Origin of the sequence: Nocardia sp. NPDC051929 (genome assembly GCF_044548645.1) — a bacterium.
Classification (GTDB): Bacteria; Actinomycetota; Actinomycetes; order Mycobacteriales; family Mycobacteriaceae; genus Nocardia; species Nocardia sichangensis.
In genome coordinates this window covers 79,124-94,549 of sequence record NZ_JBIUCG010000013.1, presented here as the reverse complement: position 1 = coordinate 94,549, position 15,426 = coordinate 79,124, and the positions used below count along the sequence as shown (strand labels likewise).

Below are 15,426 nucleotides of genomic sequence, written 5' to 3'. Positions count from 1 at the left end.
CGATGTGGCGGTGTTCGAGTCCGGCGCCGGTCTGTGCCGGGCCGAGATCCCTTAATCCGCAAAGTAGATCCGAACACTCCGGGCCGCAGGTCAGCCGCTGCGCAATCCGAAAAGTTCACGCGGAACGGACATGATGGACGTCGATGCGCGCTTGGCGCATGGGCGATTTCGCAAGGTGCCGTGTGGTTTCACGGAGCGGACGGCCGCGCGCGAGTGCTCGGCGCTGCGGTGCTCTTGGCCGGCGGTTCAGGTGGGGTCGGAGCCCTGCACGGCGGAGAGCCAGATCGTGCAGGCGGCGGCAATGGTGGTGGCGGCCAGAAAGACCGAGAAGCCGCCACCGTCGAGGTAGACCCACAGGAGGGCGGCGATGGGGGCGGCGACGGTGGATTGGGAGTCGAGCAGGAGGCGGCGCCGCAGGCGGGTGGCCTTCGCGATGTGGGCGGGTGCGCCGGGGTCGGGGCGGCCGGGGTTGTCGATGAGACGGCCGGGCGGTTCGACGTCGCGCATGCGGCCGGACGGGTAGAGGCGTCGTCCCGCGACGTGAATCGTGCGGTCGGTGAGTTCCCCTTCGGTTTCGGTGAGAGTGACCAGCGCGGGATCGAAGTACACCGGAACCCACCGCGGGCGACCTGCGCCGCCCACCTCCAACCACGACCGGCCGACCAAGCGATGCTGCTGACGGATGCGGGCAACCCGAACGGTCGGCGCGGTGGCCGGACGACGGAATCGGAGTATGCCGAATGCGAGGGCGAGCCGATACCCGGTGTACCCGCAGACGCCGAGCGCGACGGCCGCGATCGCCGCCACCTGATCCAGAGTGCCGAACGGCGCCCAAGCGGCACAGACCGCGAGGGCGCCGATCGTCACGGTGATCGGATAGGCCAGCGGATGGCCCGGTCCGGAACTCACTTCAGGAAACCGACCTTGGTGTAGTCGCGCGAGGCGAGGCCGAACGCACCGTAGTTCGCCAGGTCGGTACGGGCGGCATAGGTGCCCGCCGCCTGGTTCAGCGGTACGGAGTAACCCTCTTCGAAGATCATCCGATCGCATTGGTTGGCCAGCTGAATGGCCTTGTCGGGGTCCAGTTCGGCGACGGTCTGGTCGATCAGCGCGTTGAGTTCAGGAGTGCCGATGCGCGCCTTATTGCTCTGCAGGTTGGCGGGATCGTAGTAGTAGATCTGCCGCAACCCGCTGAGCGGCAGAACGCTACCACCCCAGCTGAACTGGGCCAGGTCGAAATTGCCCGGGTCGATGACATTGGTGAACAGGCCGGTGCCCGGCACCGTCTGGATGATCAGCTTCACCCCGACTCTCGCGAGATTCTGCTGCACGATCTGCGCGGTCTGCACCCACTGGTCCTGCTGGTACATCACGTCGCGGAGTTCGAGCTTACGGCCGTCCTTCTCGCGGACATCGCCGTTGAGCTTCCAGCCGAGCGCGTCCAACATGCGGGCCGCCTCGTCCGGGTCGTAGGCGATCGGCGCGGCATTGTCCTGGTAGCCCTTCTGCCCCGCCACGAAGACGTGATTGTTCAGTGGCTTGGGATCGTCGACGACGCCGTGCTGCGAGGCGGTGACCACTCCCTGCCGATCGATCGCCTTCGAGATGGCGATCCGCAGCTGCGGGTCGGCGAGCAGGGAACCTGGTGCCCCGTTGAACGTGATGTGGGACCACGTCGATTCCGGCGTGCGACGGATGACCACGTTCGCGGCATTGCGCGCCGCGCTGACGTTCTCGATGCCGGACATGTAGGCGATGTCGAGCTCGTTGTTCTGGATCGCGGGCAGCCAGGCCGAGTGGTCCAGCACGCTGAAGGTGACGGAATCCAGCTTCGGCGTCTCGCCCCACCATCGGGGATTGCGCCCGAGCACGATGCGATTCTGACTGCGATCGATGGAGGTGATCACGAAGGGGCCCGCGCTGAGCGGCAGCTCGTTCTTTGCCGCGTTGGTGAAGGTGTCGGGCGTCGCCGTGACCGACTTCGGGTACAGCGGGTTGAACAGTCCTTGCCATTCGCCGTACGGCTGGTCGAAGGTCACCACGGCCTGCCGGTCATCGGCGCCGCGCTCGACCTTGCCCACCCGTTCGAAACCGCCGGTGGCCGAGACGAGGAACGCGTTGTCCTTGCCGCTCAACGCATTCGCCTGAGACCGGAGGTCTTCCCAGGTGATCGGCGAGCCATCGGACCACACGGCCTTCGGATTGATGGTGTACTCCACCTGCTGCGGATCGGTGCCGATCAACTTGATGTCGGTGAAGAAGTCGTGCGCGATGCTCAACTGCCCCGCCGCGTCGCTGACGAAGGTGGTGGGCATTGTCGCTTCGACCAGGTAGAAGACGGTCTCCGTTCCGCCGTCCACATGCAAATAGTTGAAGTTCTCCGGGAAGTTGGTGAGTGCCAGCCGCAGGTTCCCGCCGTCGCGCAGTTCGCTCGGGTCCCTCGGATTGATGTCGTTGGTGGTGCCGATCGTGCTGCTGCCCGCGGTGACACCATTGTCGCCGCCGCATCCCGTGAGCGTCAGCCCTACGACGACCAGCGACAAAGCCAGCCGGGCACACGCAGAGGTAATCCGCATGGTGATCCTTCCTGCTCGTTGCGTCCTACGGACCGGCTCACTTCACGAAGCCCACCCGAAGGTAATCCGTGGAAGCCAGCCCGAAAGCGCCGTAGTTGGCCAGGCCTTCCCGGACGGCCACGTTGCCGGGCGATTGCGCGATGGGCACCGAATGGCCGAGATCGAAGATCATCCGGTCGGCCTTGTTCGCCAGCTCGATCGCTCGCTCGGGGTCGAGTTCGGAGATGGTCTGCTCGATCAAATCGTTCAGTTCGGGCGACCCGATCCGGCCCTTGTTGCTGAGCGTGTTCGCCGGGTCGTACGCGTAGATCTGGGGCAGCGCGCCGAGCGGGAAAATGCTTCGTGACCAGCTGAACTGAGCGATATCGAAGTTGCCGGGGTCGATGACATCGGTGAACAGGCCGTTGCCGGGGTAGGTCTGGATCAGCAGTTTCACCCCGATCCGCGCGAGATTCTGCTGCATGATCTGAGCCAATTGCACCCAGGTGTCCTGCTGGAACATCACGTCGCGGATCACCAGCTGGCGTCCGTCCTTCTCGCGGACGTCACCGTTGAGTTTCCAGCCCAGTTCGTCCAGCATCCGGGCCGCCTCGTCTGGGTTGTAGGCGATCGCCGCGGAGTTGTCCTGGTAGCCCTTTTGTCCGTCCAGGTAGATGTGGTTGTTCAGCGGCTTGGGGTTCTCCACGATCCCGTTCTGCAGCGCGGTGACGATGCCTTGACGATCAATGCCCTTCGCGATCGCCACGCGCAACTTCGGATCCGCGAGGATCGACCCAGGGGCGCCGTTGAACGTGATGTGCGAGTTGTACGGACGCGAGGCACGCCGCACGATGATGCCCGGTGAGTTGGTCGCGGACTTGACCTCCTCGATGCCCGAGACATCGATGGCGTCGAGTTCGTTGTTCTGCAAGGCGTTGAGGCGGGCCGAATAGTCGAGCACGCTGTAGGTGACAGTGTCGAGCTTCGGCGTCTCGCCCCACCATTTCGGATTGCGGCTGAGCACTATTCGTTGTTGTGCCCGGTCGACGGTGGTGATCACGAACGGTCCCGCCGACTTGGCGAGCCCGTTGCGGTCGCGCTCGTTGAACGCCTGCGGCGTAGCGGTCGATTCCTTCGGCATCAGCTGACTGAACAAGCCCCGCCACTCCGCGTAGTGCTGCGCGAAGGTGACGATTGCCTGACGGTCGTCGACGCCGCGCTCGACCTTGGCCAGCCGGCTGTAGCCCTGGGTCGCGGAGACCCGGTACTCCGTGTTGCGGCCGCTCAGCGCCTCTGCCTGGGACCGCAAATCTTCCCAGGTGATCGGGCTGCCGTCGGACCAGACCGCCTTGGGGTTGATGGTGTAGACCACCCGCTGCGGGTTGGTCTCGGTCAGCGTGATGTCGGTGAAGAAGTTGTGGTCGATCGACAACTCTCCGGCGGCATCGGACGTGATCGGCCCGGGCAACGTCCAGTCGACCACCTCGGCGACGTCACCGTCGGCGTCGACATGGTGCGAATTGAACGTCGGGGGGAAATTGGTGATGGCGAGACGCAGGTTGCCGCCGTCGCGCAATTCGCTCGGCTCGCGGGGATTGATGTCGTTGGTCGATCCGATCGCGTTGGAACCCGACTTCACTTCGCTGCCGCCCGCGCCACAGCCGACCAGCAGTGCGAGCGCCGTGCCGACAGTGAGCGCCCGAACCATCACGTTGCGTGCCTGCCTTCGGCGATTGCGGGTGGGCTGTGCTGGTCTCATTTCACAAATCCGATCTTGGTGTAGTCGTACGACGCCAGGCCCGGGGAGCCGATATTGGCGAGGTCCGCGCGGGCTCCGAAACTGCCGTCGGACTGGGTCAGCGGCAGGGAATGTCCTTCCTCGAATACCTTCCGGTCGACCTCGTTGGCCAGTTCGATCGCCTTCTTCGGGTCCAGTTCGGTCAGCGTGCGCTCGATCAGGGCATTGAGTTCGGGAGAACCGATGCGGCCGTAGTTGCCCTGCAGGTCGTTCGGGTCGTAGTAGTAGATCTGCCGGATCGAGCTCATCGCGAAGGCGTCACCGGAGAAGATGAACTGTGCGGCGTCGAAATCACCGGGAATGATGACGTCGGTGAAATAACCTGCCCCGGGCTTGGTGTCGATGGTGAGCCGCACGCCGATCCGGGCCAGATTTTGCTGGATGATCTGCGCGATCTGCACCCACAGTGGGTCGTTGTACATCACGTCGCGGATTTCCAGCTTGCGGCCGTCCTTTTCGCGGACGTCACCGTTGAGCTTCCAGCCGGCCGCGTCGAGTTCCCGTGCCGCCTGGTCGGGGTCGTAGGCCACCGGGGCCGAATTGTCCTGGTATCCGTCCTGTCCCTGCAGGAAGATATGGTTGTTCAAGGGCTTCGGACTCTCGACCAGACCGTTCTGGGTCGCCGTCGCGATGCCCTGCCGGTCGATGGCCTTCGCGATCGCCACGCGCACGCGCGCGTCCGCGAGAATGGAGCCGGGCGCGCCGTTGAACGTGATGTGCCGCCAGCGATTACCGGGCGCACGGCGAATCACCAGCCCATTGGTATTGCGGACCGTCTTGACCTCGTCGATCGAGGTCAGCCGGACGAGATCCAGTTCGTTGTTCTGCAAGGCGGCCGCCCAGGCCGCCTGATCCAGCACGCTGTAGGTGATGGTTTCCAGCTTCGGTGTCCTGCCCCACCATTTCGGATTACGGCTGAGCACGATCCGGCCCTGGACGCGGTCGGTGGATCGGACGACGAACGGACCCGCGCTGAGGCCGAGCCGGTCCACGAGTCCCTTGTTGAACGATTCGGGATTCGCCGTCACCGACTTCGGGAAAAGCGAGGAGTTGCCCGCGAACTGTCCGCGCCATTCGCCGTAGGGATGGTTGAAGGTGAGGACCGCCTGCCGGTCGTCCACTCCGCGCTCGACCTTCTCGACGAACTCGAAGCCGTTGGTGATCGCGATCAAGAAGCGCTTGTCGCGGCCGCTGAGCGCGTGCGCTTCCGCGGCGATGTCCTCCCAGGTGATCGGCGTGCCGTCGGACCAGACCGCTGCGGGATTGATGGTGTAGGTGACCTGTTGTGGATTGGTGCCCGTCAGCGCGACATCGGTGAAGAAGTCCTTGTTCACGGTGAGGTTGCCCGCCGCGTCGACGTCGAAAGCGCGCGGCATGAGCGGGCGCTCGATATCGGCGATCTCGCCGTCGTTCCCGTCATTGGACAGGGTGTTCCAGTTCGCCGGGAAGCTGGTGACCGCCAGCCGTAGGTTGCCGCCTTCGCGCACTTCGTCGCGGTTCTTCGGGTTGATGTCGCTGGTGGTGCCGAGCGCGTCGGACAGGCCCGCGGCCGATTCGTCGGCGCCGGCCGCGCAGCCCGCGGCGATCAGTGCGATCGCCGCCAAGCCCGCGGTCCACCGCATTCGGTCGAAACGGATCCGCATCGCGCCCTCCTACCTATCTGCTGACTGCCGGCACCGGCACCGCGTCGATCAGCGCCCGCGTGTACTCGTGTTGCGGGGCGGCGAAAATCTGCTCCGCCGGGCCGTACTCCACGATCTTCCCGCGATACATGACCGCGATGTCGTGGGCCAGGTTCCGCACCACGGACAGATCGTGTGAGACGAACAGATAGGAGAGGCCGCGCTCGGTCTGCAGGTCGCGTAGCAGGTTCAGCACACCCGCCTGGATCGAGACGTCCAGCGAGGAGACCGGTTCGTCCAGCACCAGCAGCTCCGGGTCCAGCGCGAGTGCGCGGGCGATGCTGATGCGCTGTTTCTGGCCGCCGGAGAAGTCGCCGGGGTAACGGTCGGAGTGTTCCGGGCGCAGACCCACCTTTTCGAGCAGTTCCGGTACCCGGCGGGCGATCTCGGCGCGCGGCCGCCCGTCGATGCGCAACGGCTCGGCGAGGGCGTCGAAGATCGGCAGGCGGGGGTCGAGGGAGGCGGTGGGGTCCTGGAAGACGATCTGCATCTTGCGGCGGATCTCCCGTTTGCGCGCCTTGCTCAGGGATCCGACGTCGTTGCCCATGATCTCGATGGCGCCCGATTGCGGCGGGACCAGATCGAGGATCTGGGTGAGCGTGGTCGATTTGCCGGAGCCGGACTCACCGACCAGCGCCAAGGTGCGCCCGCCGCGGACCTCGAAGCTGATGCCGTCGACCGCCCTGATCTCCCCCTTGCGGCGGCGCAGCACCACACCGGAGGTGATCGGGAAGACCTTCACCAGGTCCGAAACCCGCAAAACGACATCCGACTCCACCTGCGCTTCGGCCTCCGGCTCGGCGATCTCGCGCCGATAGGCGTCGAACAGCTCGTCGGTGCCGACCTCGGCGGTGCGGATGCAGGCGGCGGTATGACCCGGTTCGACTGCCTCCAGCGGCGGTTCCGCCGCCCGGCATTCGCCGATCGACACCGGGCAGCGCGGTGCGAACGAGCAGCCCGGCGGCAGCGCGTGCATGGCGGGCGGGGCGCCGACGATCGGGATCAGCGGTCGCCGCGGCGGACCGTCCATGCGCGGGATCGAGCCGAGCAGACCAACGGTGTACGGCATCCGCGGCGCGTTGAACAGGGCGCTCGCGGTGGCGGTTTCGACGATCTTGCCCGCGTACATGACGGCGACCCGATCGGCCAGGGTCGCGGCGATGCCCATGTCGTGGGTGATCATGATGACGCCCGCGCCGGTGATGTCGCGCGCTTTGCGCAGCAGATTGAGGATCTGCTTCTGCACCGTCACGTCCAGCGCGGTGGTCGGCTCGTCGCAGATGATCAGCGCCGGATCGTTCGCGATCGCCATCGCGATGACGACGCGCTGGCGCTGGCCACCGGAGAACTCGTGCGGAAACGCCTTGGCCCGCACTTCCGGGTCCGGGATACCGACCAGGTCGAGCAGCTCCACCGCGCGCTTCGCGGCATCGCCTCTGCTCGCCTTGCCGTGCGCCAGCAGGGCTTCGGCGATCTGATCGCCCACCCGGTAGACCGGCGTGAGCGCCGAGAGCGGGTCCTGGAACACCATGCTGATGGAACTGCCGCGCAGCTTGGACAGTTCGCGATCGCCCAGCCCGAGCAATTCGCGTCCGCGGAACCGGATGGAACCGGTGATCCGCGCCTGCTCCGGCAGCAACCCCATCACCGCCAGCGAGGACACCGACTTGCCCGAACCGGATTCACCGACGATGGCGAGCACTTCGCCGTCGGAGACCGTGTAGTCGACGCCGCGCACCGCGTCGATGCGGCCCTCCTCGCTGGGGAAGGACACCCGCAGATCGGTGATCTCCAGCAGTGGCGCGGTGGAGGTCGTCGTCGTCATGCCTTCGCCTTCTTCTTCGACCGAGCCCGCTTCGCGCCGGGATCGAACGCGTCGCGCAGTCCGTCACCGACGAGGTTGGCGCACAGCACGGTGATGATCAGCAGACCGCCTGCGAACAGGAACAGCCAGGGATAAGTCAACGCTGATTTGGTCCCCGCGGCGATCAGCGAGCCGAGCGACACGTCCGGCGGCTGCACGCCGAAACCGAGGAAGCTCAGCCCCGTTTCGGCCATGATCGCCGAGCCGACGGTGAGGGTGGTGTCGATGATCAGGATCGAGGCGATGTTCGGGATGACGTGGCTGAGGATCACCGTGCGGGTGGGCGCGCCCATGTACCGCGCGGCCCGGACGAATTCGCGATCACGCAGGCTCAGCGTCAGGCCGCGCACGATCCGCGCCGAGATCATCCAGCCGAAGCAGGACAGCAGGAGGATCAGCAGCAGGATGGAACCGCTGCCCTTGGTGCGCGGCGCGAACAGCGCGATGATGATGAAGCTCGGGACCACCAGCAGCAGGTCGACCAGCCACATGATCGCCCGGTCGGTCCAGCCGCCGAGCAGTCCGGCCAGTGAACCGGCGGTGGCGGCGATCGTGGTGGACAACAGCGCCACGCACAGGCCGATGACCAGGGACTTCTGCAGTCCGCGCAGGGTCTGCGCGAGGACGTCCTGACCGATCTGGGTGGTGCCGAACGGATGTTCCGGGCTCGGCGGTTTGAGCAGGGCGGTGTAGTCCAGCTGCTGGTAGTCGTAGGGCAGGAAGGGCGGCAGCGCGAAACTGACGACGAACAGCGTGATGAGGACGATGCCGCCCGCGACGGCGGGTTTGTTGCGCAGGAAGCGCCGCAGGACCAGCTTGCGCCGCCCGGTCGCGGCGACCTCGGGCGCGCCTTGGACGATGATCTCGGCTTCGGTCATCCCACACGCACCCTTGGATCGAGAATCGCGTACACGATGTCGGACAGCAGACCCGACACCAGCACGACCAGGCCGGCGAACGCGGTGACCGTCACCACGACGTACAGATCCTGGGCGTTGATCGAGTCGACCAGCCACTCGCCGACGCCGTGCCAGCCGAAGATCTTCTCGGTGAACGTCGCGCCGGTGATCAGGGCGCCGAGACTGTAGGCGAACAGCGTGGCCATCGGGATCAGCGCCGTGCGCAGGCCGTGCTTGTACAGCGCCTTGCTTCGAGTGAGCCCCTTGGCGCGGGCGGTGCGGATGAAATCGCTCTGCAGCACGTCGAGCATCGCGTTGCGCTGGTAGCGGCTGTAGCCCGCCATCGCACCGAGGGCCAGCGCGGTGGTGGGAAGGATCAGGTGCTGGATGCGGTCGAGCAGTTGCGGCCCGAATCCTTCGATCTTGTTCGCCGACGTCTCGCCGGTGTAGAGGAAGATCTGCGATCCGGTGAGCGAGTTTACTTCCAGCGCACCGTATTTCAGCAGCGTCGCGAGCAGGAACACCGGCGTGCTCAAGATCAGTAGCGACACCACGGTGGTGAAGTAGTCGCTGAACTTGTATTGCCGGATCGCCCCCGCCGCGCCGATCAGCACGCCGAGCACCGTGCCGACCAGGGAGCCGACGATCAGCAGCCGCAGACTCACCGCGACCCGCCGCGGCAACTCCTCGCTGACCGGTTGACCGGCCAGCGTCGTGCCGAAGTCACCGTGCGGAATGCCCTTCAGCCAGGTGATGTAGCGCTCCGGGATCGGGTCGTTGAGGTGCAGCTCCTCGGCCTTGGCGTCGATCACTGCCTGTGGCGGGCGCGGATTGCGTTGTTCGAGACTGTCCAGCGGCCGGAACGTCAGGGACGCCAAACTGAACGTCAGGAACGAAGCCAGCAGCAACAGCACGACATAGTTGAGCGCGCGTCGTAGCAGGAAGCCGGTCATCAGTCCTCTGGTCTTTCGGCTGGACGGGCCAGCGTCGGTATTAGCCCCCGATCATAAGGACGTGGTTCGCGGCGCGCGTGCCACACGACATCCGGGCATGTCCGGGGCACAGCCGAGCACGGTGGCCGGGCGCGGGCCGGAGGTTGTCCGGCAGGATGGAATGGGTGACGCCCCTGCACCTCCCCAAACCGAAGATGGTCGCCACCGATGTGGACGGCACGCTCATCGATCACGACGAGCGGGTGACCGCGCGGACGAAGGCGGCGGTGGGCGCCCTGATCGCCGACGGTGTGCCGTTCGTGCTGGCCACGGGCCGTCCGCCGCGCTGGATCGACCCGGTGGTGCAGGGGCTCGGGTACGCGCCGCTGTGCGTGTGCGGCAACGGCGCGGTGATCTACGACAGCGCCGCCGACCGGGTGCTGGTCAGCATGACGTTGGACGTGCCGACGCTCGCCTGGCTCGCCGACGTCGCCGAACGTGCCTTGCCGGGCTGCGGCCTCGCGGCCGAACGCGTCGGCGAGAGCGCGCACGACGCGGTGACGCCCCAGTTCGTCAGCTCGCCCCAGTACGAGCACGCCTGGCTCAATCCCGACGACACCTCGGTCGCCCGGGAGGAGGTCATCGACGCGCCCGCCATCAAGATGCTGATCCGGCTGCCGGGTGCGCGCAGCTCGGACATGCGCACGGTGCTCGCGCCGCTGATCGGCGAACGCGCCGACATCACCTACTCGACCGAGCACGGGCTCATCGAACTGTCCGCGCCCGGCATCACCAAGGCCGCGGGGCTGGCGGTGGTCGCCCAGCGGCTCGGCGTGGACGAATCGACCATCGTCGCGTTCGGCGACATGCCCAACGATGTCCCCATGCTGACCATGGCCGGCCACGGTGTCGCGATGCGCAACGCCCACCCCGAAGCCCTCGCCGCGGCCGACGAAATCGCCGAATCGAACACCGACGACGGAGTCGCGCGCGTCCTCGAGCGCTGGTGGGTGTGAGCTGTGTTTGTTTTTCCAGCGCCTGCGGCGCTGGGTGTTCGCGGCCCCTTATGGCTCGCGTCCGAACGACCGCCGCTTGCTCCTTCGTCGCCTACGCGGCGGCCGCTCGGACGCGAGCCGGGCCGCGAACGGCGGATGCTCGGTCTCGCTTCGCTCGGAAGACGTGGTTGAGGTTGGCTGGGCGCGCTGGTCTCCGACCTGGGGAAACGGTGCGCGCAGGGAACGCGGGGAAACGGTGCGCGCGGTTCGGGTCCGAGGGGGCCGACGGGGTGTTCGGGGCCATCTGGTGGCCGATTGGTTTGCCGGGGTCGAGTGACCGCGGCTTCGGCATGTCCGACCCACACGGCCATGGGTATGTGCCTGAAACGACTCGGAGCCCGCGCGGGGCGCGAGCTCCGAGAGGGGCAACTCGTCCGGGATCAATCCTCGGTGGTGGCGTCAGCCCTAAGGTGATCGCGGTGGAGCGGGGAACGCGGCTTCGGCTGGGGCCGGGCCGTGTGGCGGGTGTACGGCGGGGTGCTGTGGGGGTAGCTGTGGCGGACTGGTCGATGCCGGTGCGTCTGCCGGGGCCTGGGCGAGTGAGGTTCGTGCCGCGGGTGCCGGGCCGATCGACGGTGTGGGTGTAGCCGGGGCGGGGGTGCCGTTCTGGATCGGAGCGCTACCCGGAGCTGTGACGGCCGGAGCTCCGTTGGCCGGTGTGGGTGTAGCCGGGGCGGGGGTGCCGTTCTGGATCGGAGCGCTACCCGGAGCCGTGGTGGCCGGAGCTCCGTTGGCCGGTGTGGGTGTAGCCGGGGCGGGGGTGCCGTTCTGGATCGGAGCGCTACCCGGAGCCGTGGTGGCCGGAGCTCCATTCGCCGGTGCGGCCGGAGCCGGGGGTTGGTGCGGGAGCGGGGCGCTCACCTGCGCCGCGACCGGGTTCCGGCTTACTTCCTCCTGGTAGGTGTCGTTGTAGGTCTTCCATATCGTCGTGACGATGCCGGTGAGCTGGTTGAGGATCAGCGAGCCGTGCTCGAAGTCGGCGCGCAGGCCGTCGGAGACCGGGTGAGCGTTGCGCAGGGGGAGTCCGAGCGCGCCCGTGTCGGCGCCGAGTTGCAGGAAGCGGTCCAGGATGGTGCCGAGCACCTCGACGACCTGTCCGTCCGCGGCGGTGTAGACGTAGCCGTTGGCGAACTTCGCGTACTGCCTGCCCTGCGCGGCGGGCAGCACGTCCGACCGCGCGGCGCCGAGCGGGCCGTTAGGTCCACCGGACTGCGACCAGTGCCTGGCGATGATGTTGTCCTGCACCATGTTCAGCAGCTTGGTGGTCAGCGCGGCGAGGCCCGCGACCTCGGATTCGCCGGGCGGAGCGCCCTGGCTGTCGTGCGTGCCGGAGGCGCCTGGCGTGCCGTCGGCGATGTCGCGGATCCGGTCCATCAGCGCGTACGCGGCGTCGCCGGGGCAGGTGGTGTTGCCGACGTCGCGATGTGCGAAGACGACCGGCAACCGCACCGCCTCACCCTCGGCGTACGAGGTGAAGGAGGTGCCCTCGGAGTACATCGTGGTGGAGCCTTTGGGATCGAGTCCGGCGATCTTGGTGCGCCAGCCGACGAAAGCGCCGATCGCCTGGATCGCCTCCTGTGTCGGTTGCTCGGACTCGTAGTTGCCCATAAGCGCGACGCCCGAGGTGTTCTCGTTGAACCCGCCCGCGTGCGCGCCCTGCACCGGGCGGTCGAGGCCGCCGAAGCGTCCCTCGAAGACCTGCCCGTACTTGTCGACGAGCGCGTTGTAGCCGATGTCGCACCAGCCCAACGTCTTCGCGTGATAGGTGTAGATCGCGCGGACGATGCCCGCCGACTCGGACTTGCTGTAGTCGTTGCGGCCCGCGGTGTGGTGCACCGTGACGCCGCCGAGGTGGTCGTCGTAGGTCGGCTGGTCGCAGCGGATGGATTCGTCGGCGCCCCATTGGGCGCGGGTGATCACGCTCGGTCCGCCGCCGGGCAGCGCGGCGGCGACGCTGTGCAGGTCGCCGTCGGCGGTGGCCCGACCGGGATCGATCAGCACGGCGGTCAGGTCCGCGGACTGCTGGGCCGGGTCGTCGGAACGCGCGGCGGGGTGCGGAGCCGGGTCGCCCGGTCGCGACTGGTCGTCCGCGATGGGTCCGGGCTGCGCCACCGGCTGGATCGTCGGAGCTGCTTGCTTACGGGTGACCAGGACCTGCACGGCGTTCGTGTTGCCGACGTAGATCGGCTCCGTGCCGTCGGTCGGGCCGGGACCGGAGTGATCGGTGCGGTAGGTGTCCACCGCCTCGGTGTCGTACCAGGGCCCCCAGGTGCCGTCGGGCTGGCGGGCACGGATCGTGGCCGTGGTGTCCGCCAGTCGGCGCGCGGTGAGTGCGACCATGCTGAACGGGGTGTCGCTGGAGAGTTCCTTCACCTGCGCCCCCACCTGGCTCATCAGTTCGGGGGTCACCGCACCGGGAGACAACGCGGGGGTTTCGGGAGTGGTGCCGGGCTGGAGCCGGGCGGGATCGGCGATGAAGCGCACACTGCTCGTTGGCGCCCCGGAAATCGGCTGACCAGGGGAATTCGCGCTTTCGGACGTTTGACTCGGAGTGAATTCCGAACCGGAGGTTTGAACGGAATTCGAGCTGGGTAGTCGCATTCCTTCCGGTGGCTGCGCGCCCGGTGGCAGCGGCCCGTCCGGAATCGGAATGCCCGCGGCGCTCGGCAGCATGCGCAGGTCGGAAAGATGCAGATCAGGCAGGCTCAATCCGGTGAGTTCGCGCAGCGGCAACACGATATCGGGCGCGCGCGTGAGTGCGACCTCGGCGAGTCCGGCCGCGACGGCGGCCGGCTCGCTGTTGGTGGCGGTGCGGTAGTCGTTCGAATCGCTGAGCATGAGCGTGCCGAGCGGGGCAGCTACCGCGAGGGTGGTGACAACCGGTAGCACGTAGGAGCGTTTCGGTTTGCGGTACCGCACGAGCGTCTCCAATCAGGTCGTACCAGTGATCATGTGTGATTAAGGGTCACTTCCTGATGTATCAATGGTCACAATAGCCACATTTGTCACATGGCTAAACCTCTGGTTGAGGATTATGTGATTGCCTGAATGTAGCTCGATGATTGCTGGCGCGTCTGGAAAACGTGCGAAAAAGGTGGGGATCTACCGGATCTGTTAACCGTGGGAGTGAGCGGATGCATCGTAATACGCATATGCGGAGATCAGAAAAATGCAGGTAAAGGCGATATCGACGAGCCAGGAGCTGGCCAGGCGGCCGCATCGGCGCGTGATCGGCCTCCTGGTGCGCACTTCCCTGTTGCTCATCGGATCCGGAGTGATCGCTGGAGCCCTCGCCGCGCTTCCGGCCCGGCCGGTCGACGCGCTGTATCGCCCGCTGGTCGGACCCGGGCACGGCCGCGGCTTGAGCCAGGTCGGCGCGTTCGAAAGCGCCCGAGCGGGGTGGGGGGCCGACCGCATTCTCGCGCACTACTATCCCGGCGCGACGCTCGGCGCCGTCGCGCCTACCCCGGTCCGGGTCCGCCTCACGGCACAGGACGGCTCCTCGCTCGACGCCTTCGCCGCCACCGGCCTGCGAGTGGCGGGCCGAGAGTTGCCGCCAGGCCAGGCCGCGCACCTCACGCCGCTGCCCGATGGCGGCGCGAATGTGGTGGTGACGGTCGGCTGCGACGGTGAGGTGCTGTGGCAGGCGCCGACCGACGACCCCTGGATTCATCCCATCGACGCACGTCCGAATCGCCCTGTAGCGGAACATCTCACGGTGTGCGGTGGTCTGTCGTACCGCGGCGCCCTCGGCGTCGCCCTCGAGGATGGCGCGGCCCGCACCATCAACCAGGTGGATGTCGAGGACTATCTACTCGGCGTGGTCCCGGCCGAGGTGCCACCCGACTGGGCGGACAAGGGAGCGGCCGAGGCGCTGCGTGCCCAGGCGATCGCGGCCCGCTCGTATGCCCTTGCCGAGCAGCGTTATCCGTACGCGCAGACGTGCGACACGACGGCCTGCCAGGAGTATCCCGGTACCGCGCGGGAGGACCCGCGGACGGCGGCCGCCGTCGCGGCCACGGCGGGCGCGGTACTGGTGCGCGAAGGCCGGATCCTGCGGACGGAGTACTCCGCCGCACCGGGCGGTGGGGAACCGGCGGATATCAACACCATGGACGTCGGGCCTGCGCCCGGGGAACTGCTCACCACCGCTCCGGCCGGCGATCCACGGACGCAGGCGGCGGTCACCGAGTCGGCGGCGGAGGTCACCGAGTCGGCGATCGATGCCGAGTACCGCCGTATCGGCGGTGCGAACAGTTCCCTCGGTGCGCCGGTCGGACCGCAGATGATCCTGCCGCAGCGTGCGGGGATCTACCGGATGTACACCAACGGCATGATCATCGTGACGCCCACGCTTGGCGCGCAGGTGGTGGACTATTCGCGCATGTTGCAGGTGGTGCCGGAAGTCGCTGGGGCGCAGCAGGTCCCGCCCAGCGCGCCTGGTGCCGCGCTTCGGCCCGAAGCGGGCGGTATGGCTCAGCCCGGCGCCGTCACGCCTGACGGTGGGGCACCAGCCATCGGTTCTCCGCCATCGGCCGGTGTGATGCCCCTCGGTCCGCCTGCGGAGACCGTGGGCATGCCTCCGGTCACTGGATCTCGGCCCGCTTGACCGCTGGCCTCTGCCGCGCCCTCTCGATGACG

At 67.2% G+C, this 15,426-nt stretch carries 10 protein-coding genes; 2 read left to right on the top strand and 8 right to left on the bottom strand.

Features of this window, described 5'->3' with window-relative positions; all coding sequences use genetic code 11:
- Positions 1-246: 246 nt before the first annotated feature.
- From ACIHAX_RS18705 to ACIHAX_RS18675, 7 genes are read right to left on the bottom strand one after another with little or no spacing between them, the layout of a single operon-like run.
- Positions 247-909 (bottom strand): hypothetical protein, encoded by a 663-nt coding sequence (locus tag ACIHAX_RS18705; protein ID WP_397278693.1) that lies wholly within the window; start codon positions 907-909, stop codon positions 247-249.
- A complete protein-coding gene (locus ACIHAX_RS18700; RefSeq protein ID WP_397278691.1) occupies positions 906-2,576 on the bottom strand; it encodes an ABC transporter family substrate-binding protein in 1,671 nt (556 codons plus the stop codon). Before ACIHAX_RS18700 ends, ACIHAX_RS18705 begins: the two co-directional genes overlap by 4 nt.
- A gap of 37 nt (positions 2,577-2,613) precedes the next feature.
- Entirely contained in the window at positions 2,614-4,314 is a 1,701-nt protein-coding gene (locus ACIHAX_RS18695) for an ABC transporter family substrate-binding protein (RefSeq protein WP_397278689.1), read from the bottom strand.
- Entirely contained in the window at positions 4,311-5,996 is a 1,686-nt protein-coding gene (locus ACIHAX_RS18690) for an ABC transporter family substrate-binding protein (RefSeq protein ID WP_397278687.1), read from the bottom strand. The genes ACIHAX_RS18695 and ACIHAX_RS18690 overlap by 4 nt, the downstream gene beginning before the upstream one ends.
- A gap of 13 nt (positions 5,997-6,009) precedes the next feature.
- Entirely contained in the window at positions 6,010-7,860 is a 1,851-nt protein-coding gene (locus tag ACIHAX_RS18685; protein WP_397278685.1) for an ABC transporter ATP-binding protein, read from the bottom strand.
- Positions 7,857-8,777: an ABC transporter permease gene (locus ACIHAX_RS18680; protein ID WP_355073166.1), complete on the bottom strand. Its 921-nt coding sequence runs from the start codon at positions 8,775-8,777 to the stop codon at positions 7,857-7,859. Before ACIHAX_RS18680 ends, ACIHAX_RS18685 begins: the two co-directional genes overlap by 4 nt.
- Positions 8,774-9,751 (bottom strand): ABC transporter permease, encoded by a 978-nt coding sequence (locus ACIHAX_RS18675; RefSeq protein WP_355073164.1) that lies wholly within the window; start codon positions 9,749-9,751, stop codon positions 8,774-8,776. The genes ACIHAX_RS18680 and ACIHAX_RS18675 overlap by 4 nt, the downstream gene beginning before the upstream one ends.
- Positions 9,752-9,906: 155 nt before the next feature.
- Here ACIHAX_RS18675 and ACIHAX_RS18670 point away from each other — a divergent pair, with 155 nt between their 5' ends.
- On the top strand, positions 9,907-10,746 hold the full coding sequence (locus ACIHAX_RS18670) for an HAD family hydrolase (RefSeq protein ID WP_355073162.1): 840 nt from the start codon (positions 9,907-9,909) through the stop codon (positions 10,744-10,746).
- 444 nt (positions 10,747-11,190) lie between these two features.
- Here the strand turns inward: ACIHAX_RS18670 and ACIHAX_RS18665 are convergent, their stop codons facing one another.
- Positions 11,191-13,704, bottom strand: a complete 2,514-nt coding sequence (locus ACIHAX_RS18665) for an N-acetylmuramoyl-L-alanine amidase (RefSeq protein WP_397278683.1) — start codon at positions 13,702-13,704, stop codon at positions 11,191-11,193.
- A 250-nt stretch (positions 13,705-13,954) separates the two neighbouring features.
- Here ACIHAX_RS18665 and ACIHAX_RS18660 point away from each other — a divergent pair, with 250 nt between their 5' ends.
- On the top strand, positions 13,955-15,394 hold the full coding sequence (locus ACIHAX_RS18660; protein WP_397278681.1) for a SpoIID/LytB domain-containing protein: 1,440 nt from the start codon (positions 13,955-13,957) through the stop codon (positions 15,392-15,394).
- The last annotated feature ends 32 nt before the right edge of the window (positions 15,395-15,426 follow it).